Genomic DNA, 20025 nt, shown 5'->3' with positions numbered 1-20025 from the left:
GTTATGAGTTAACTATAAGAAATATTTATGAACTTTTATAGTCCGAAAATAAACCATAAGACAAGGGATAAAATTTTACTTTCTATATTCTCTATTCTTTTTCTTATGACTAGACTCCAATTAATCTACTCTTATCCTTTTAGAATTACTAATGATGAATTATATATCGGTACTGTTGCAAGAGAGATTTTAATGGGACTAAAAATGCCTCTATTTGATTATTTGCAGGACCCATACGCAGGAGGAACTTTAATCTCTGGAATTTTTGCAGTCCCTTTTTTCTTAGTCTTTGGAAGTTCGTATGGTGCGCTAAAACTTGTTGCTCTTACACTATCTTTGGGAAGCTTAATATTAGTTTTTGTTTTTTTGAATAAACATTTTGGTCTTAAAACAGCAAGTTTTGCTTCCCTCCTTTTTATTTTTCCTCCACCTCATTATGCAGGTTCATCCGTAGTAACCAGAGGAAATCACTGCGAATCAATTTTCTTCTCCATTGTCACTACATTTATTTTTTTTGAGATTTTTTTCCATGAACAAAAAGAATCCTCTGAAGAAAAAAACAAAACCTATATTTGGTTAGTTATTTTGGGAGCGATATCAGCTTTTTCTATATTTTTTGCTTATATATATATATATTCCTTACTGACATGTATTTTTTTCTGGTTCTTATTTGATAAAATATTTTTTTTAAAAAAGCATTTCATAATATTTTGTGTGTCCCTTGTGTCAGGATTAACTCCTTTGATATATTACAATTCAACTCACTCTTTTAGGGGGTTAGACATTATTAAATTAAGAGCTACCGGCGTAGCGGGGCAGCATACTTTACAAACAAAGCTACTTAAATATTTGTTTTATGATATTCCTTTTTTGTTTTATTTTTCCTATATTAAGACACCATACCTCAATATAATAATTCGCGTTTTTTGTTCCCTAATATTATTTCTATCTTTTCTCTTTCTAATTATAAAAAATATAAAATATTTGAGTCTATTAAAAAAAATTAAAATCTATCCTAATGAAATATCGAAGGATATTTTCTTTGTGGCAAATTTTATATTTTTTTCATTAATGTATTTGCTTTCTTCTAAAGAAACTTTACCATTTAATTTCGAGCCAAGTATTTATGACTCGCATAGATATATAACTCCTCTTTACTATATTTTTTTCATAGTAATTGCTCTTTTTCTTTCACGATTAACTGATGATAAAAAAATAATAATTAAAATTCTCGGCTACGGAACCCTCGTCTCATTAATAACATTAGGTTTTTTCAGCAATATATCTGTTTCAAAGTTTGGGAAATTCAATTTTTTCAGTCTTGAAGGTTTTTCTTATGAAGCCCAGGGACTATCGGTTCAAAAAAGATTTAGAAATGATCTAAATAAATATAAAGAGTCAGCAGAAAAAATAGATCAGGATTATAAACACTACTATTATTATGCATTAGGCAGGGAAATCGGTGGAAGAGGTCTTATTTTTAAAAAGCATTTTGAAAAACACGAAATATTACAAAAAAAATTAAGCAAAATTGAACCAATAGATAGATCTTATTATTATGAAGGAATTGGTTATTCAATCAGTTCTAACTCTGTATATAACCAATGGAAGCCATCAATCTATAGAATAGAAAATAAACTTCCTCCAAACATTCAATCCTATGCTTTTCTCGGCATGGCTAAGGTTTTAGAAAAAGAAGCAGGAATTAATATAGATATAATTAAAATTGTAGATGCTATTGATATAAAACACAAGAAATTATTCTATCCATTGATGGGAGGATATATCTTGAAAAAGAGTAAAAATATTGAAGAAGTTATTGCTACTGTAAATGGTTTGAAAGAATATGAAAAACCCGGTGTTTGCAAAGGGATAGGATATCTGCTTTTCAAGTTTTCAGATTACGATATCACCAAGTTTAATAAATTAGTAAAACTTTTTCCTGAAAGTTCTAAAGTATTTCTTTGCGAAGGTCTTGGTGAATCAATCTTTTTTTATGAAGATTATGTTATATCTGTTGGTTTTACAAATCAGCAACTTGTTCATATGATAAAAGAAATCTCAGATAGCATTGCTGGATTCAACAAGGACGGTTTTTACAAAGGTCTTGGCCGATCAGTTGCCGAGAAATATGGCTTCAATTTCAAAAATTGTTCAGATTTTTTAAAAATAATTCCGCCTCATTATAGAGCGTTTTGTTATGAAGGGGTAGGATCTCAGATAGCTCTGAGATTTGGTGGCGATCCTGAATCATTTAATTATATTATAAATAAATTACCATCAGACATTAAACCTCTCATTCAAAGAGAAGCGGATGAAGAAATTAAACAGGTTATTTAAAACTCTAATATACATTTAATGATAAAATCCTCCAAAAGATACATGCAAATAGCAGCACTCCAAGCATAGGATGATGCTTGTTGTTGGGGTATTAAAAATAATGGACTTAAATAATGGAACATAACCTGCGTTCAACAAAAAGTGATTACAAAAGCTATATCATTAATGTATTCTACTATGGGTTCTTAGTAGGCTTTGCAGTAATCTTACCACTTGTGCTCAGGAAGTTCTTTAGACCAATTATAGGATTTACCTATGGATTTGACTACGGAATTTTTGAACTGTTTGGATTTTCCTGTTCTCTTGTAACACTGGTTATTGTATATACAAAATTAAGAAAACAACCTGTCCTATCACTTGAAAAAGCAATAGAGATTGTTCTCCCTGTTTTAGTGTGTTTCTTCTTTCTTATCCAAGTTGTCGAACACTCGAATAAATCTCGGGATTATGAACGCTACGAACAAGCAGCAAAGGCTGTAATCGCTAAAAGCAATCTTTACGAAAACACAAATTACTTTTATCCTCCTTTCACTGCCCAAATCATGGCATTAACCTTCAAACTATTTCGTTCGGGAATATTATTTTTAAATTTAAATCATCAGAAGTTAGAATACACATCCTGGCAATTTGTTTTTTATTTATTCCAGTGCATGCAGTTTTTTCTTGTGATTTTATCTTATTTTCTTTGCTATCGTTTTGCATGTAAAGTAAATTTAACAAGCTTACAATCCCTCATTATAGTTACCACGCTATTCCTTTTTAATAATTCTCTTATTAGAACTTTAAGCTTTAACCAAGTAAATCTATATGTCCTAACATCAATACTAATAGCTGTCTTATGTTTGCCAGAATATCCAATTGTTAGTGGATTAGCTTTAGCGATAGGAACCCATATCAAACTTTATCCATTACTTATTGGAATAGTATTATTTTTTGCAAAAAAACGGATTGTTCTATTATGGACTATTATTGGAGCCTGCTTCATCTTACTAATTCAAACCCGTTGGGGACAGAATTGGCAATTATGGAGTGATTTTCTTGTTTTTTTTACTTCTTCTTTTCCTAAAGATGCTTCATTCAGAAATAATAGCCTTCATAGTTTTTCGTACAATATAGTCTCTCTTATCTCCTATTTTCTGAAACTTAATCTTAAATATACATCAAAACAATTAGTAGCGCAGATTATGGTATTCATAGAATCATTTTTTGTAATTGTCTGGTTTGGAATTCGCTTTATTCTCCGAGAAAGGATGTTTCATGGTATAGTGAATCAAGATAAGTTGTCAATTAATGACAAGGCTGATTTTTATAGAATCTGTGGTCATGTTTTAGATGGTATTGGTATTATGCTTCTTCTGTCTCCAATGGTGTGGGAACATCATTATATTATAAGTTTGCCAATCGCCATTTGGAGTATCAGTATAATGGGGCGAGATAAACCATGGCAGGTTGGAACAAGTATGTTTTTAATTTATGTTTTACCGACATTTGATGTTTTTCCATTTAGTTATCATCGAGTTGTTGGACTGGTAATGTTGGTTTGTCTTATCAAGCCAGAACAATCGCTATTTATTTCGCGATTGGGTTTAAAAAATGAACATTGCTAAAAAGATAAGTAATTAGTTCTTACAGGGAAATGAAATCAAATATATTAAAATATGCATCTAAGTTACTAAGGTATATTTTGTCATCAGAAACAATTTTATATTCGCCGGTTCAACAATGAAGTGCACCACTTGGGAAAGCAGAAAGGATGCTATACTAAGTGGTTATGGGAAAAAACTATGTTCATTTAAACCTGGCCGAGAGAGATCAAATCACCCAGATGCTCTGGGAAGGGAAGAAAGTTAGTGAGATAGCTAAAGCCCCCGGCAGGGACAAGAGCACTATCTCACGGGAGTTAGAGCGGAACTCTTCTCCGGAATACAAGAAATACTTACCTGCCTGTGCGTGTCCGCACGCAGACAGGTAGACGAGAGGCCAAAGTCAGTAGAGGCACGTCAGGAGTTTGGACACTGGGAAGGCGACAGTCTTTTGTATCCAGGAAGAGTTTGGCAGCATTAAACAGCCTTACAGAGAGGAAGAGCCATCTGCTTATGCTTACCAAGTTAGACCGTAAGGGCGCAATAGAAACAAAGGATGCAGTTGTTAGACGCTTAGAGGTATTCCCTTCAAAAGGAAGAAGAACGCTCACTATGGATAATGGGACAGAAAATGCCCAACATCAGGAAATAACATCAAGCCTTGATTAAGTGTTTCTTTGCCCATCCGTATGCATCATGGGAGCGTGGTACAAATGAGCATATAAACGGTCTGATAAGATGGTACTTGCCTAAAGGTACTGATTGCAGTAATATCAGTGAAGAGCAGATATCTCAGATAGAGTCGCTGATAAACAACCGCCCCAGGAAATGCCTGGGGTTTAAAATACCAATTGAGGTCGCTTCCTTATTTGTTGCACTTCGAGGTTGAATGTGGGATTATTTCAAATGTAATATACTATTTATTTATCTCTAAAACCGCCGACAAGGTCGGTAGTAATTTACTGATTTTATAAACACTTTATATAGAAATTATGTAATGAAGAAAAAACAAAAATATGGGCTTTTGGGAAAAACAATAAATTTTTTAGGTTCTGTTAAGTTTGCTATATATATATTTGCTATTCTAATCTTGTTTTCTATGGTTGGACTAATTGTCCAACAAGAAGGTAGTGAAAATTATGATAAAATCATTTTAAACCTTAGCAAAAGTGTTATTTTCTTAAAATTTTTTCATCTTATCCCAGAACCTCGCTCAATGAATGAGGTCTTATCCTATGGGGAGAAAGCATATAAAATCTTAAATAGGTTTGGATTAACTGATATATATCATTCTAAGGTATTTACAACTTTACTATTTTTTTTCTCCATAAATCTCTTCCTTTGTACCATTAAGATTCTTCCTCCAATTTTGAAATATTTTATAGAACCTAAAATTAAATTTGTTGAGACAGATATCAGAATGAATTATCTGAAAAATTTTGAAGTCAATTGTTCTATTTATGAATTGAAGGATAAGTTGATTTACAATTTAAAAAATAAGTTCTATTCTCTTAAAAAGATAATGGATGGTGAGGAAATATTTCTCCTCTTTGAAAAAGGGAAATTGGGAAGACTCGGAGTATTGATAACCCATATAAGTGTTTTTCTTATATTATTGGGTGCTATAATAAATTCTGAATGGGGATTCAAAGGAGTTTGTCAGCTTTCAGAAGGTAAACTAAGCTATGGCTTGAAGGACATAATTAATTACAAATATAACCCATTTGGATTCGCTATCAAATGCGAAAAAAATTATATTACATATTACGATAATGCAACCCTTGAGGAAGTGTATACCGAATTATCAGTAATTAAAGAAGGAAAGAAAGTATTATCCAAGACAATAAAAGCTAATGAAGCTTTAACTTATAATGGTATTACTTTTTTACAAGCCCGTTTTGGCACAAGATGTGCTGGTACAATAGGGAATATGGAAAGTAATAATGCAGTTATCGATGTTTTATCTAAGTACCGAAGCGAGAATGAGATAAAACGCTTTATTCTCAACGTGGGTGAAGAATTTCAAGTTTCAAAGGGCGTCAAAGCAAGGTTAAAGAGGATTATTCCTGATTTTGTGTTGCGTGGGAAAGAAGTGGTTTTTCGTTCTGAAAAACCAAATAAGCCGGCTGTGCAACTTGAGATTATAGATGGAGAGAAAGTCTATACTACATGGCTTTTTAAAAATAATACTGATTTGCATCCCTTTGAGAAAAGTGAGTATAAATTTAGATTAATAGCCTTAGCGGATAAGAGTCCTGCAGCAAATATTAGAGCAGTCTATGCTCCTGGTATTGGTTTGATTTGGATAGGGTTTGGGATTATGACAATAGGAATTTTCATAGCATTCTTTGTTCCACATAAAAGGGTATGGGTAAAACTTGACTCTCAAGGCGTGAGTGTGGGTGGAACAACAAGCAAAAATAAAATTTCTTTTGAGATAGAAATGAAGGAGTTAGTATCAGATTTAAAAAGGAGTTTAACATGTTAAGCACAAGGTTTTTTGAAATCTCTCTTATACTCTATGTTGCTGCAACCCTTACCTACATATTTTATCTTTTTCTGAATAAGGAAAATTTAGGCAAATTTGCAACAAGAATAATTGTTTCGACATTCCTCTGCCATACAGTCGGGATTGTATTGAGATGGAAAGAATCATATGATTTAGGTTTCGGACACATTCCTTTAACTAGTCTTTTTGAGGCTATTATTTTGTTCTCATGGCTCGTTGTACTTATATATATAGGTGTTGAATATATATATAAATATAAAGTTTTAGGAGCCTTTGTTATTCCTTTATCCATAATAGCCCTTGTTTATAGCACTTTTTTATCAGATGAGATCAAACCGATAATCCCACAACTACAGAGCTATTGGTTGTATGCCCATGCGATAACATGTTTTTTGGGATATGCTGCCTTTACTATTGCTTTCACTATAAGTATTATATCTTTGTTTAAGATAAGGGTAGAGAAGAAGGAAGGAAAAGAGGAAGAATCTTTTTTATCTCGTTTACCAAATGTTAAGGAATTAGATTTAGTAAATTATAAGGTGATTGCGTTTGGATTTTCTTTTTGGACTATAGGGATGTTTTCAGGAGCATATTGGTCTTATTATTTATATGGAACATACTGGGATTGGTCCTCAAAAGATACAGGCATGCTGCTTACATGGCTTATTTATGCAACCTTTCTCCATTTACGTCTTAATTATGGATGGGTGGGAACAAGGAGTGCTATTATTTCGATAATAGGGTTTAGTTTTTCTCTTATTCTTTTCTTTGCAGTAAATCTTATTATTACAGGAGTTCATGCCATTTTCTAACTTACTTGGATTCAAGATTTTAACGCAACACTTCTTCCCAATACTTCAAACGGTGTTTCCCAGTTTAATACTTTTCTCGGCCTGCCGTTGAGCAGATCCTGCACGGTATGTCCAACGATTTGCCCCTGCGCTACACACTTCCCACGTTATCGTCGAAACGGCCCTGCCGAGCAGCCTCGCAATATCTTGAAACGATTCCCCGTTTGCCAAACAACGACTGATTTCTTCCCGTTCTTCCGCGCTAAGCCGCTTATACGATTTTATTCTCATAATCTAAACGCCTCCTTTGGCTACCCTCTATGATACCAAAGTGTTGCGTTAGATTATTGAACCTACCTTAACTTTTGTAAATGAGAATTTTCTATTGTCTGTTAAGCAAGGGACAAACAGACACCAAGCACTGTTATTCAGTAACCAACTTCGTTGCTCCGTTTTTGGTCAACTTAAGCGAATTGTTAGGATTATCCTTTCAATCATTCTTAGGACTTTCTAACAGCTTTTTGGTGATCACAAAATCAGCGAGTGCTTTAGCAATGATTTTGTGGCCTTTCTCATTTGGATGTGGATCGCTTGAATGAACCCACAACTGCACGTAGTCATGACCTATGAAAACAGGGAGGAGGTCATACACAGGTATATTGCTTTGCTTACAGTGTTCCTCAATCATGTGGTGAATCGGAAGAAAGGGATGACTATGTGTTAGATCGTACATAAACGGCAAAATTATCACAGCAAATTGAACTCCGTGAGAGTCTGCAAGCTTCTTGCCTTGGTCGAGTTGCCTAAATGAAAACGTCCATTTGTATGTCTCTTTTATTGAAAAATTCGTCATATTTTCGACATAGCTTTTTACATATAGCCGTTGAGCTGTCTTGGCGTAGGTGTAGCTGAAAAGATATGAAAACCGAAGGGAGCTTTTTTCGTACTGCCGTATGAATTCTTCCCATACATCCAACTTTCCTGCGTAGTCAGCATCGTTAAGGACATATGCTACGAGAATAAGATCCGGAGAGAACTTCATAGCCATATTCTTGAGATAACAAATTTCGGCACGCGTACCCCAACCACTTACTGAGAAGTTTAATACCTCAACTGAGAAGCCTACTTTAGACAACAACTGCTCAAGCCGGTTGCAAAAGGTATGTTCCTGCCTGACCCCTTCTCCAAAAGCGAACGAGTCGCCTAGTACTATGATACGTTTGACTCCTTCAGGTTTTTCCTGATTATAGTCGTGGTCACGAAAGCCGTAATTATTCAAACGGTAAGTAATGCCATTATCCTTATCGAAGTATCCTCGGGGATTGTTGTCATATTGGAAACGAAATGTGGAATACGGTTTGAACTGTATCGAAACGCAGGGAAGTCGTTCAGATTTAGAGAGTAATGCATGTGACCATTGTCTTGTTCTTGGCAGGTGATATCCACTGATGCTAAACAAGCGGAAAAAGACCTCCAACAAGAGGAGAAACAGTATTGTCGTACAGATAGAAAGGGTCAGTTCTTTGAAAATACCAAAGAAAATTGCCATGTAAACTATGAATGAAACGAGCACAATTGTCAAAGAAAGAAAAAGGACCCACTTTGAATATTGGAAAAACAACTGATCTGCGTATGTAATATAGTCCACTTGTGAATGCATGTTGAGGCCGGAAAAGATTTGTTTCAAGCCGCTTATAGGAAAGGTTTTGCAGTAGGCGCTCTTGATGAGATACTTTCCCCCTGTCTCGAAGCAGAGACACGATCCAAACCAGGAAGCGACCAAGATTAACGCAATTTTGATATGGCGATTGAGTACTCTTTTCATGAGAAATCTTAATATTTACTTTTATACTTATTTCTAAAGTGATAACGATATATGTAGATATGGTTTATATGTCAATTATTTTTTTATAAAAGGAGATATTTCTATACTACAACATGGACATTTCTCAACTTTGGCTGGCAAAAAAAGTTATGCACACCTAACGCCAATTGATGATGTTTGGTTTATGAGCAAAGGCCAAGCAAAAATTAGATTGGGAGATGAGATAATTCATGCTATACAAGAGAAAAAATTTAGCGCTATAGTCATTGACAGAGAAACACCTTGGTACTCAGAAATAATTGAGAAATATTATAAAAGGCAAAGAAGAGTTTCTGATAATCCAAACGTATTTTGGCCAGTTACTGGTTTCAGAATACGACCAGGATTCATATACATACCTAAAAAAATAGTATTGATTGATTATTTCAATTGGAAACTTTGTACAGTATTTATTCTATAACTCAAAAGATTTCCGGTTAAAAACTTTTAAGAACAAGATTATACAATTATGGTATATTTCTAAAATAATTATGATTGTTTCAAACCGGGGAAATCTGAACTAGCAGGTAACTCCAAATGAATTGTCTTTTCTACCGTTCGTATAAGCTTAAATAATTATCATAGTAGCCAGTATTCATTTTCCATATCTCTATAAGTCTGTTAATGCTGAAAAGCTTACCACGAGTAATTATACAAAGTTTATCATAGTAGGCAGCAAGTTTTTTGTCTTTAATTTTATTTTGTCCGCAAGCCAGTGATTCAAGGTATCCATCCGGTATTATGCGCTCGAAATGGCCGATCATCCATGGTTTATCTTTTCTTGAAGGAAGCCTTGCCCTAAGAGGGTCTGCAAGGCAGAACATATCAACTATATATACTTCTGGTCCACCGTAAAAACCATGCATTCCGATTAACCATCTTTTTTCAACTTTTTGGTTCATTTCTTGTCCTCCGTTTTTATCAGATGCGGAAGTCAGAACCGGAGTATTCTTTAACTTCCACCATTGTCTGGCTCTTTTGTGGGGACTATCTGTTAAAAGTCCGGTGTTTTGATAATAAAAAGCACGTTCATCTGTAACTCCATGTCTATCTCTGATATCAGAAAGGTTTTTATCTTTTCCGTAGGATGCTGTGTTTAGAATAGGAGGGTATGGAGACAGGAAACCTATTAGAAGCACTGAAATCAGAGTAGGTAGCCAGATTAATTTGTTTATAATTAAACGACTTTGGGAAAGAATAATAACTGAAAATAAAAAAGGAGCTACCAGAAACCTGCTACTCATAAAATCCCCACCGACTCTAATTACATATAGAAGATAAAGGATGACACCTGCTGTTGCTGAAATGACCTTTCTGTCTTTTGACAGGATTGTGACTATTATAGAAAAAATAATCACTGTAACCGTTAATGGATCAATTTTAAGAGAGTTTGCAATATAAAAAAGTCCCTGTTTCCCGAGAAGTTGCCAGTTAATGCCGGTATTCAGCTTGGCATAAGCAGTGTTTGGTATTAAAAAACCATAATAAAGAAGAGAGAAACATTCCCACAAAATGAAGGGAATAAGCCCGGCAAGTGATGCAAGTATTCCTTTCTTTTTTTTTAACTTAATAAGTGCATATGCGAGTGATGGTATAAATAAGAGAACTGTATCAATTCTGTCAAGGACTCCAAAAGCAGCTATGAGAGATAGGAAAAAAATTACTTTGCAGCTGATTTCATGCTTAAAATAGACAAAGAGATATAAAGATAAAAGAAAAAATGTCAGTGGGTTTTCAAGCCCTGAAGTTGAGTAATCTATAAATGCTTTTGAAAAGGTTAAAGTAATAAGACTGACTACAGCAGTACTTGTGGTCGGAGCTATTTTGAATGCAATCAGAAATGCGGTTACAAAGGTAATTGTTATAGAAAGAATTATACTTGTATAATAAATTTCATTTGTTATAAAGTAAAAACCTGAAATAAGGAACATCCATAGCGGGTTAGTATAGACCTGTACCCTTTCAGCTATATTCCAGGTTAATCCATATCCATTTACAAAGTTATAAACCGTTCTGAAAGTTATATAAGCGTCATCACACAACCACGCATTTCTATATACCACAAAAGTAAGGAGTAAAACAGAAATTGACTTTATTAAATTTTCTTCCCTATTATGAAAATTCATAGTTTCCTCATTTTATCCCAAGCTCCTTAAGCTTGTCCTGAGTTGGTAATCCGTTTTTATCCTATCCTCTGAGTATGTAGTATTCTTCGAGAATTGGCTCAAGAACTGCAACTTCTCCTTTTTTAGGGCCATCAGAAACAGGTTTTTCAAACAGTCTTTTTGGGATGGCATTTTAAGACCATTCATTATCTCAAGAGTTATAGTTCCATTCCATCTTTCCTCTAACGACAGTCCATAATCCGTTTCTTCCATAGAAATAGTTAAATAGTCTAATCTTAGAAAAATAAAAAGGATAATAAAAATATGATGTAAGTTTTTTTAAATTTCTCTTTTTCCACTATATCTTCTTGGGCGCTATTGGTTATGTTCAGCAATCAGCTAACTCTTTTTGTTTATTTTAAAACCAAACAATGCTTTATAACTTGCTGGCAAGGGAATAGAAAATCTTTCTTATTTTCAAATTACATTTTTTAGTCTTTTAATAATCAATTCTGCAACTTTTTCCTGAATCTCTCTGTCAAGTTCCGGAGTAGTATAAACTATTTCAACACCATGATGTTCCTCTTTCATTTTACTTATAATTTTTGGTAGATCGCGGAGTGAATGACCGTTTTTGTCTAAAAATTTTGGAACCACAACTATTTTCTTTGCACCATTGGCAATCATTCTCTTTATGCAGTCTTCAATTGTAGGAGAACAGAAATTCATATATCCTGCTTCAACAACCTGATATCCAGTTTTTTGTTTTATTATATCTATCAAATCCTCAGCTTCAAATTTGTATGGGTCAGTTTCTTTTGTCCTTGGAATGTCCTTTACAATATCTGACAGATGATACATATGCTCCTCAACACCCTCGAAAAACTCCCTGTTCTCTTCAATATAATCAAATGGCACGTCGCCGTGCGCAGCAAGGACTATTCCTACTTTTCCATTTTTCATTTCAAAACTCCTTATTGATTTATCAATTTCATAATATTTTTTTTAATTAGCTTTTATTTTAATACTTGTAAAGGGATTTTTGATGTTGATTTTTTAATAAAATGAATATACATAAACAATATTAATTGTAACAATACTATATAAATTTTAGATTTAATATTTCTATTTATACCATCTACTATTCCAAAACAGAAAGGCATCATCAATGAACATCTCCGAAGCTATAGTCAATACTCTTATCTCTGAAAAAATTGATACAATCTTCGGGCTCCCCGGTTCTCAAATTATTCCTGTTTACGGCGCAATCATAAACAACAGTTCATCTATCAAACATATTCTTCTTCGCCATGAACAAGGTGCAGGTTTTGCTGCAATGGGCTATGCGCTGACAACAAATAAACCCGGCGTGGTAATGGTAATGCCCGGTCCGGGAGTTACAAATCTTGTCTCAGCAATTGCTGAAGCCTATTACCAGTCAGTACCAATGGTAATCATAACAGCAGACCACCCAAGAAAAAATCTCGGAAGCGAAGCCTTTCACGAGCTTGATTCATTCACTATGCTGAAACCTGTTACAAAGCTCATTTTAAACCCTCAAAAGGCGGTTGAAGTTATCCCGGCAATACAAAAGGCAATTTTGTATTCAAAGGATGGAAAACCGGGACCAGTATATATAAATATTCCAGCACACCTGCTGAAAGAAGAAATAAAAGCAGGAAACATAAGCCAGAAGCCAGTAGTTAGAAACCGGAAACCAAAAGTTGATAAGGTGAAACTCAGGAAAGTAGCAGAGCTTCTTGAAAAATCGAAAAGCCCAATAATATTTGCAGGAAGCGGGGTTTTAAGAGCAGAGGCAACCTCTGAACTTCAGAAACTTGCAGAAAAACTTCAGATACCTGTAATGACAACTTTGGGCGGCAAGGGCGCAATACCTGAAAGCCATCCTCTTTCAATTGCCTCGCCAAGTTTTGATTTTTCATTTGAATACCTCACTGAAGCCGATTTAGCCTTAGTAATTGGTGCAAGGCTTAATCCTGTTAATACAAAAATGGAAACCCTTAACCTTCCCAAGACAATAGTGAGGGTTGATGCCAGCCCTGAAAAAAAGAGCAAATACAAAGTTACCCTGAACATTAAGTCTGACTGTAGGGAGTTTCTTGCTGAGCTTTTGAAAGAAATTGACAAGAAAAAGATTGTCCCCAAAAAAAACAGGATAATGGAAAAATTCAGCTCAGCCCTGATTGACTATAGAAATTATTATGAGCAAGCATCAAAATCTGACAACGGATTAATCTCACCACCGGCGCTATTCAAAAAACTTTCTGAAATTTTAAGAGGAAAGGATTTCATATTCCTTTCTGATTCTGTATGGATTCCATCCACATATCTTTTTCCAAAAATCCTGAAACCCTATTCCTTTGCCTGCATCCGTTCTTTTGGATGCCTTGGTTTTGCATTTCCTGCAGGAATTGGAGCAGCAGTTGCAAACCCGCAGAAAAAAATTATAAGCCTTTCTGGTGATGGTGCCTTTCTTTTTAACTGTCAGGAAATAGCCTCCTGTACGGATTACAGCCTTAAAAATCTATACCAGATTATAATGGTTAATGATGGTTACGGCTCAATAAAAGAACTTGAAAAAAATATGCTTCAGGGAAAAAGCACTGCAGTTGACTGGAAACCAATCGACTTTTTAAAACTTGCAGAAGGTTTTGGAGCAAAGGGATTTTTAATAAGAAATGAAAATGAGCTTGAAGATATTCTTTTCAAAGCTCTGAGAGAAAATGGTCCGTCTGTAATAGCAGTCCGGGTTAAAAACATGCCAACCCTTAGAAAAGACGTAATGCAGAAGCTTTTGAAAAAGGCAATATAGGTAATCATCCGTGGATAGTGAAGAGTATTTAGTAGCCGCAGGCTTTAGCCTGCGTAATGAGTTTCAATGTTTTGAGTTCTCATTGGGCATGTACAAAGCCAACCAATACTTCTTAAGGATATCCTATGAAAAAAACAAAAAACGGAACTTTTTCTACAATCTGTAACCTCTGCTTTGATAGCTGTGGCATGCTTGTTGAAATGGAGGATGGAAAAATAAAAAAGGTAAAAGGCGCTCCTGAACACCCTTTTACAAAAGGTGAACTTTGTGTAAAAGGAATATATTCCAGAGAAATTGCCCTTTCACCTGACAGACTTACCTCACCACTTAAACGAGACGGTTCAAATTTTAAAAAAATCTTATGGGATGAAGCACTGGATATTATTTGTGGCAATCTGAAAAAAATAAAGGATGAATCAGGTCCTGAAAGCCTTGCAGTCTATTTTGGCGACCCAATAACCTTTCAGGGTCTTGCCATGTACCATATGAAGTTCTTCTGTAACCTCTATGGCACAAATAATCTTTGTTGCACTGGCTCCTTGTGCAACATATCAAAAGTCCAGGCTAACATTCTCACATATGGCGGATGGGCATCTCCTGATTATGAGAACACAAAGTGTATAATCCTTTGGGGAACAAACCCTGTTGCAAGCAGTGTCCGTACAAGGATTAAACTCTTTAACGCAAAAAACCGCGGATGCAAAATCATTGTTATTGACCCACGACAGACACAATCAGCAAGGCTTGCTGATATTTTTCTGCAGCCAAGACCCGGAACAGATGGCGCACTTGCAATGTGTATGCTTAATGTGATTATTGCTGAAGAGCTTTACAACAAAAAATATGTTGAAAAATACACGAGCGGTTTTGAAGAACTTAAAAAAGAAGCCTCTATCTATACACCAGAAAAAGTTTCTAAAATAACAACTATTCCTCCTGAAGAGATTATCAGAGTTGCAAGATATTTTGCAAATATATCCCCTGCATCAATTGACCAGGGAAGCGCCCTTGAACAGCACACAAACAGCATCCAGAATGTAAGGGCTGTTGTTTGCCTTCTTGCTGTAACCGGCAACCTTGATGTCGCAGGAGGAAACATATTCTCAAACTTCCCTCAGACAGCCCAGCCAAGACCCGTCCAGCCTACAGGGGAGAAAAAACCATTTGGAACAAAGGAACATCCGCTCTTTACGCAATTCTTCAGGCAGGCTCAGGCAATGGTAATGCCAGAGGTTTTAAAAACAAAAAGTCCGTATCCGTTAAGGGCCATGATTTTCAGCGGAGCAAACCCTGCAATGACCTGGCCTGACTCCAAAAAAACAGAAGAATTCCTGAGAGGACTTGAATTCCTTGTAGTTATGGATACCTTTATGACAAATACTGCAAAATGCGCTCACATAGTTCTTCCTGCCTCAAGCTTTCTTGAAAGGGTTGAACTCAACACAAACAATCCTCCAACACTTCAACTCAAATTCATTCAGGTCGGAGAAAGCCTTCCCGACTGGAAGTTTTATCATGAATTAATAAAACGGCTTAACCTTAATACCGAGGATTTATGGGATGATGAAGAAAATGCTATAAATTTTCTATTAAAACCTCTAAATCTGAATTACAGACAGATTGATGAAAATCCATTCGGTTTTAAGTCTGCACAGGCAATCCCCGGAATAATCAGAGAAAAAGGGTTTCCTACAAAAACAGGAAAGATTGAGCTTTCATCTGAAATCTTAAAAGCAACAGGCTATAATTCAATTCCAGCATACACAGAACCCTTTGAATCACCAGTAAGCAGTCCTGACATTGCAAAAGATTATCCAATAATACTTACCTCAGGCGGAAGGATTCCATCCCTTACACACTCTCAAATGAGAAATATCCCCGAACTTCTTGAACTTTATCCTGAACCATTTGTAGAGATTAATTCTGAAACTGCCGGCAAGTTAAATGTTTCTGACGGTGAAACTGTTTTGGTTGAATCTCTAAGGGGGAGTATAAAAATCAGAGTCAGGCTAACTGAAAAAATTAAAAAGGGTGTTGCTCACATCACGCATGGCTGGAAAGAAGCAAATGTTAACCTTCTCACTGATATTGACGCAAGAGATCCTGTTTCAGGATTCCCAAGCCTCAAATCACTTTTGTGCAGAATCAGGAAAACATCTTAGCCAAACGTTACTTCAAAAAGCTTTTAAGTTCAAATTCTTAAACCCAAATACCAAAAGTTTTAGTCATTTGGGATTTGGATTTCATTTGAACTTTGGGCTTTGTCATTTGGATTTTTTAATGCCCTATGCTTTGACAATTGACATTAGCTCACTCACCAAATACAGTATTTTAAAAAATAGGGATTTGATATGCAATCACTTGTTTGCCATATAGAAGACTCAAGCTTTTTGCTTGAAGAAATTCCAGAGCCTGTAATTGGAAAGACCGTCTATTCGCCTGAAGATGTCATAGTTGAAGTGAAACTCTGCGGAATCTGTGGAACTGAGTTGAACATATGGAGAGACGGATTTCCAAAAAGTATATTAAATGTAAAACAGGTTGGGCTTGGGCACGAACTCTCCGGAGTTGTAATTGAAGCAGGAGAAAAGGCAAGCGGAATCAACAAGGGAGACAGAGTCGTTGCAGAAGTCTCAATTGATTCCTGCGGCATCTGCCCGCTCTGCTTAAGCGGAAGAAATAACCTCTGCAAATTTGCCAGTTCTTTTATGCTCTATCAGGGAGCATTTTCAAAATATCTTCCGCTTCCTGCAAAGAATGTTCACAAGATTCCTGATAAAACCTCATTCGAAGAAGCAGCCCTCTGTCAGCCTCTCGCAATAGCAATAAACGCCCTTGAACTGAGAGCAAAGGTTAAGACAGGCGAATCAGTGGCAATACTTGGACCGGGACCAATAGGTCTGTGCTTGTTGCAGATTGCAAAACTGTCAGGTGCCTGGCCAGTTGTAGTAACAGGACTTAAGGCTGATGAAAAAAGGCTTGAGATTGCAAAAACTCTCGGAGCAGATTTTACCATAAATGTAGACGAGGAAGACCTTTTTCAGAGAACAAAGGATATAACAAATTTTGAAGGATTTGATGTTGTTGTAGAGATTGCAGGCTCTGGGAAAGCAGTCAATCAGGCTCTTGATATAGTAAAAACCTGCGGCAGGGTGGTCTTGGCAGGAGCAGGATATCATGCTGTAGAAATTGATGCCTCAAAAAAAATAATGGTGAAGCAGATAGACCTGCTTGGCTGCAGGGGCGACCCGACTATTGCGTGGATTAAGACTTTAAGGCTTCTTGAAACAGGAAAACTCAACCTTAAACCAATTATCTCTGATATTCTCCCTTTAAGTGAATGGGAAGAAGGATTCAGGCTTGCAAACAGCAGGAATTCGCTGAAGGTTCTGCTTCAACCGTGAATATGATGTTATATGTTTCTTTATGTCATTTCAGCGAAAGAAAATAGTCAGGCGAGACGCCTGACCTACTAATCAATTGTTAACGAAATGAACCTCTCATTTTGTTTTTCCCAAATTTTTTCATGCTAAAAAACGCAGGCTACCTGTCCCTGCCTGCGGCAGGCAGGTGCCGACAGGCAGGAAGCCTGCGGCTACCCCATTTTTAATTTTTGTTATTAGTCGCTGGTTATAAGTTATTAGTTAATTATTTCACTCCCATAAAAATCGCATAATGCCTGTGCTTCCAGATAAATTCTGCCTTTGAAAATTTAGCTTTTCTCATGTATTCAAGATGGTTTTCAGGAGTCATTGGGTTAATTCCCATCTTATCTCTTCTCTTTTTAAATTTTTCATCCAATTCCTTATCAGTCAGTCTCATACCCATGACTTCAAAAATTTTATCCAGCAAGTATTGCCTGTGAACTTTTACAAAAATTTTCTGAACAAACGGAGAATTAGCCCTTACAGCGCAGGAATATATTAACATACCATTCTTCTTCAAGATTCCGGAAACCTCTTTGAAAAATTCCTTTCTTCTCCTTGTTGCAAGGTAGTGAAGCGTGAGTGAGGAACAAACAAGATCAAGTTTCCCTTCAATCCCATTTATCCATTTTGGGTTGTTAAAATTTATCAGCTGGAATCTGATCCTTTCCTGAAAATTCCTGAGCCGTTCTCCTCCATTTCTAATCATCTCCTCTGAACCATCAAGACATAAAAAACCTGCCTTAGGATATTTGCCCAACAATCTCTGGGTAAGCGCGCCAAGTCCTGAGCCTATTTCCATTATCTTAAGGGGTTTGTCGCTTTTAAAAGGAATCATAGACACAATCACATCAAGCATTTCATCCTTTTTAGGAATGACAATGTTCTGCATCGTGTCATATTGTGAAACTTCCTTCCCCTTCCATGCACCGGGGTCCCCTCCGAGACTTGGTCTTCTCATTCTATGCTCTTCCATTTTTGATTATCCAAATTCCTTGCAGGTAGCCGCAGACTTCCTGCCTGTCGGCACCTGCCTACCGCAGGCAGGGACAGGTAGCCTGCGTTAAGTAGGGGCGTTAAATTTAACGCCCCTACTTTTCGAAAATTTCCTGAAGCTTGCCGCAGGAAGTTCCAATTTCTTTTTCAAAAAGATGCTAATAATTAATTCCCATTTCTAAACCCTTACTCTCTTACTGCCTTTTCCATTTCGCCTTGTACGTTCCTCCTCCCTGAGTTTTAATATGAAGATATACAACCTCGTCAGGAATAATTTTTATGAATGCAATCCTTCTCAGAATATCCTCCATTGGAAGCTCTTTTTTAAGGAACGGAGAATATACAAGTCCTGTCTGCTTATTTCTCCTTGATTCAAGCCTATCAATCATTCCCCTTTTCTTTGCCCTGTCCATAAACTCATTCTGATTCGAGTCGTATGTAACAAGTTCTGCTTTCCCGAATATCTGAAGGCTTATATTATCCTTGTCATCTTCAATCCTTGAATAAACACCGGCTGAAACCATCGGGTTTGCCTTGATATTTTCAATTTTCCCGCCCGGGTCTCCAACTATCCACAAATTCATACCCTCGCTTTCAAAAGAAACAGGTGTAACCCTTGGAATATTATCCTTGCACGTCCCAAGCGCGCAGTATCCTCCTCCGTCAAGAAAATTTGTTATCTCCTTTTCAATCTCTTCTCTGGTTTTTTCCATGCAACAACCTCCTTAAAAAATTTAAACAAACAATTAAAAAAATATTTTACTTGCCATTTATAAATATTTATTTTTTCTTTTTCTAATTTATGCCGTTTCCCCTGCATAGTCAAACATTATATAAAAATTTTTTCTTGACTTTTCATCAAAAGAAATAAAGTATTTGCAAGTTTCATTTTAAAAGAGAAAGGTAATTTAATGAAAAAAAATTTGTTTAATGCAGTAATCTTTCTAAGCCTTTTAACTTTCATTCTTTCGGGATGTTTTTACTACGTTCAGCAACCGCTTGATATAGATTTCAGCAAGACAGAGCTTGGAACAAAACAGGGAAAAGCTTCCGCCTATGTAATTTTATGGTTCTTCGCCTTTGGCAACGCTGGTTCAAAAGCTGCTGCAGACAACGGCGGTCTTAAAATAATAAGGCATGCTGATTATAAAGATTTAGTATTTTTAAGCGGTCTGTTTGCAATAAGAACAACAATAGTATATGGCGACTAGAAAATATTACTTTTTATTCTTTTTATTATTAGTCACATTGTTATTGAATGGATGCGGATTCTTTTTTAATAACGGAGGGAGAATCTTTAAGTACGTAACCATCCCCTATGATACAAATTATAACAACACACCGGTTGGCTCTAAAAAATGCCAGATTAAAATACATAGATTTCGTGAACCATTTAGCGGTCTTGGAATAACAGCAGAGTGGGATATGGACAAAATTAATGAAGTCATGAAGGAAGCAGGAATGACACAAGTTTATCATATGGATATACGCATTCTTAATATTGGAACCCCTCTTTTTGAACTCTACAAACAAAAAACCCTCATAATCTATGGCGAGTGAAAATCATACAACATTTTTA

The 20025-nt window shown here is 35.8% G+C and carries 20 protein-coding genes; 13 read left to right on the top strand and 7 right to left on the bottom strand.

What is annotated here, in order from left to right; all coding sequences use genetic code 11:
* Nucleotides 1-27: 27 nt before the first annotated feature.
* From A3H37_09810 to A3H37_09780, 7 genes are all read left to right on the top strand, one after another.
* Nucleotides 28-2340: a hypothetical protein gene (locus tag A3H37_09810; protein ID OGL49893.1), complete on the top strand. Its 2313-nt coding sequence runs from the start codon at nucleotides 28-30 to the stop codon at nucleotides 2338-2340.
* Between the two features lie 113 nt (nucleotides 2341-2453).
* A complete protein-coding gene (locus A3H37_09805; protein OGL49892.1) occupies nucleotides 2454-3947 on the top strand; it encodes a hypothetical protein in 1494 nt (497 codons plus the stop codon).
* 164 nt (nucleotides 3948-4111) lie between these two features.
* Complete coding sequence (locus A3H37_09800) at nucleotides 4112-4312, top strand: hypothetical protein (protein ID OGL49891.1); 201 nt, start codon at nucleotides 4112-4114, stop codon at nucleotides 4310-4312.
* A 79-nt stretch (nucleotides 4313-4391) separates the two neighbouring features.
* Entirely contained in the window at nucleotides 4392-4592 is a 201-nt protein-coding gene (locus A3H37_09795; protein ID OGL49890.1) for a hypothetical protein, read from the top strand.
* The gene (locus A3H37_09790; protein OGL49931.1) at nucleotides 4588-4812 is read left to right on the top strand and encodes a transposase; all 225 of its coding nucleotides are present in this window, start codon (nucleotides 4588-4590) and stop codon (nucleotides 4810-4812) included. The genes A3H37_09795 and A3H37_09790 overlap by 5 nt, the downstream gene beginning before the upstream one ends.
* Nucleotides 4813-4920: 108 nt before the next feature.
* Nucleotides 4921-6411 (top strand): hypothetical protein, encoded by a 1491-nt coding sequence (locus A3H37_09785; GenBank protein OGL49889.1) that lies wholly within the window; start codon nucleotides 4921-4923, stop codon nucleotides 6409-6411.
* On the top strand, nucleotides 6405-7244 hold the full coding sequence (locus tag A3H37_09780; protein OGL49888.1) for a c-type cytochrome biogenesis protein CcsB: 840 nt from the start codon (nucleotides 6405-6407) through the stop codon (nucleotides 7242-7244). Before A3H37_09785 ends, A3H37_09780 begins: the two co-directional genes overlap by 7 nt.
* 45 nt (nucleotides 7245-7289) lie before the next feature.
* Here A3H37_09780 and A3H37_09775 read toward each other — a convergent pair whose 3' ends face one another.
* Both A3H37_09775 and A3H37_09770 read right to left on the bottom strand, forming a co-directional pair.
* The gene (locus tag A3H37_09775; GenBank protein ID OGL49887.1) at nucleotides 7290-7514 is read right to left on the bottom strand and encodes a hypothetical protein; all 225 of its coding nucleotides are present in this window, start codon (nucleotides 7512-7514) and stop codon (nucleotides 7290-7292) included.
* A 199-nt stretch (nucleotides 7515-7713) separates the two neighbouring features.
* Complete coding sequence (locus tag A3H37_09770) at nucleotides 7714-9048, bottom strand: hypothetical protein (GenBank protein ID OGL49886.1); 1335 nt, start codon at nucleotides 9046-9048, stop codon at nucleotides 7714-7716.
* Nucleotides 9049-9178: 130 nt separating this feature from the next.
* On the opposite strand from A3H37_09770, the gene A3H37_09765 reads away from it, so the two are divergent.
* Nucleotides 9179-9508 carry a hypothetical protein gene (locus A3H37_09765; protein OGL49885.1) on the top strand — a complete coding sequence of 110 codons (330 nt, stop codon included), beginning with the start codon at nucleotides 9179-9181 and terminating at the stop codon, nucleotides 9506-9508.
* A 130-nt stretch (nucleotides 9509-9638) separates the two neighbouring features.
* Here A3H37_09765 and A3H37_09760 read toward each other — a convergent pair whose 3' ends face one another.
* From A3H37_09760 to A3H37_09750, 3 genes are all read right to left on the bottom strand, one after another.
* A complete protein-coding gene (locus A3H37_09760) occupies nucleotides 9639-11213 on the bottom strand; it encodes a hypothetical protein (protein OGL49884.1) in 1575 nt (524 codons plus the stop codon).
* Nucleotides 11214-11225: 12 nt separating this feature from the next.
* Nucleotides 11226-11465, bottom strand: a complete 240-nt coding sequence (locus A3H37_09755) for a hypothetical protein (GenBank protein ID OGL49883.1) — start codon at nucleotides 11463-11465, stop codon at nucleotides 11226-11228.
* 204 nt (nucleotides 11466-11669) lie between these two features.
* Entirely contained in the window at nucleotides 11670-12155 is a 486-nt protein-coding gene (locus A3H37_09750; protein OGL49882.1) for a hypothetical protein, read from the bottom strand.
* Between the two features lie 205 nt (nucleotides 12156-12360).
* On the opposite strand from A3H37_09750, the gene A3H37_09745 reads away from it, so the two are divergent.
* The 3 genes from A3H37_09745 (at nucleotide 12361) to A3H37_09735 (ending at nucleotide 17429) form a co-directional block, all read left to right on the top strand.
* Nucleotides 12361-14025 (top strand): hypothetical protein, encoded by a 1665-nt coding sequence (locus A3H37_09745; protein ID OGL49881.1) that lies wholly within the window; start codon nucleotides 12361-12363, stop codon nucleotides 14023-14025.
* A gap of 125 nt (nucleotides 14026-14150) precedes the next feature.
* Nucleotides 14151-16187, top strand: a complete 2037-nt coding sequence (locus tag A3H37_09740; GenBank protein ID OGL49880.1) for a hypothetical protein — start codon at nucleotides 14151-14153, stop codon at nucleotides 16185-16187.
* A gap of 189 nt (nucleotides 16188-16376) precedes the next feature.
* Complete coding sequence (locus tag A3H37_09735) at nucleotides 16377-17429, top strand: hypothetical protein (protein OGL49879.1); 1053 nt, start codon at nucleotides 16377-16379, stop codon at nucleotides 17427-17429.
* A 244-nt stretch (nucleotides 17430-17673) separates the two neighbouring features.
* Here A3H37_09735 and A3H37_09730 read toward each other — a convergent pair whose 3' ends face one another.
* Together A3H37_09730 and A3H37_09725 are read right to left on the bottom strand one after the other, a co-directional pair.
* Nucleotides 17674-18411, bottom strand: coding sequence for a hypothetical protein (locus A3H37_09730; protein OGL49878.1), 738 nt, complete (start codon nucleotides 18409-18411; stop codon nucleotides 17674-17676).
* A gap of 229 nt (nucleotides 18412-18640) precedes the next feature.
* Entirely contained in the window at nucleotides 18641-19159 is a 519-nt protein-coding gene (locus A3H37_09725) for a hypothetical protein (GenBank protein OGL49877.1), read from the bottom strand.
* Between the two features lie 198 nt (nucleotides 19160-19357).
* Between A3H37_09725 and A3H37_09720 the strand changes: the two genes are divergently transcribed.
* On the top strand, nucleotides 19358-19657 hold the full coding sequence (locus tag A3H37_09720) for a hypothetical protein (protein OGL49876.1): 300 nt from the start codon (nucleotides 19358-19360) through the stop codon (nucleotides 19655-19657).
* Nucleotides 19658-19694: 37 nt separating this feature from the next.
* Nucleotides 19695-20006 carry a hypothetical protein gene (locus tag A3H37_09715; protein OGL49875.1) on the top strand — a complete coding sequence of 104 codons (312 nt, stop codon included), beginning with the start codon at nucleotides 19695-19697 and terminating at the stop codon, nucleotides 20004-20006.
* Nucleotides 20007-20025: the final 19 nt, after the last annotated feature.

It is taken from the genome of Candidatus Schekmanbacteria bacterium RIFCSPLOWO2_02_FULL_38_14 (assembly GCA_001790855.1).
Taxonomy (GTDB): Bacteria; Schekmanbacteria; GWA2-38-11; order GWA2-38-11; family GWA2-38-11; genus 2-02-FULL-38-14-A.
The sequence above is the reverse complement of the archived record's forward strand: the minus strand, read 5'-3'. Positions and strand labels throughout refer to the sequence as shown.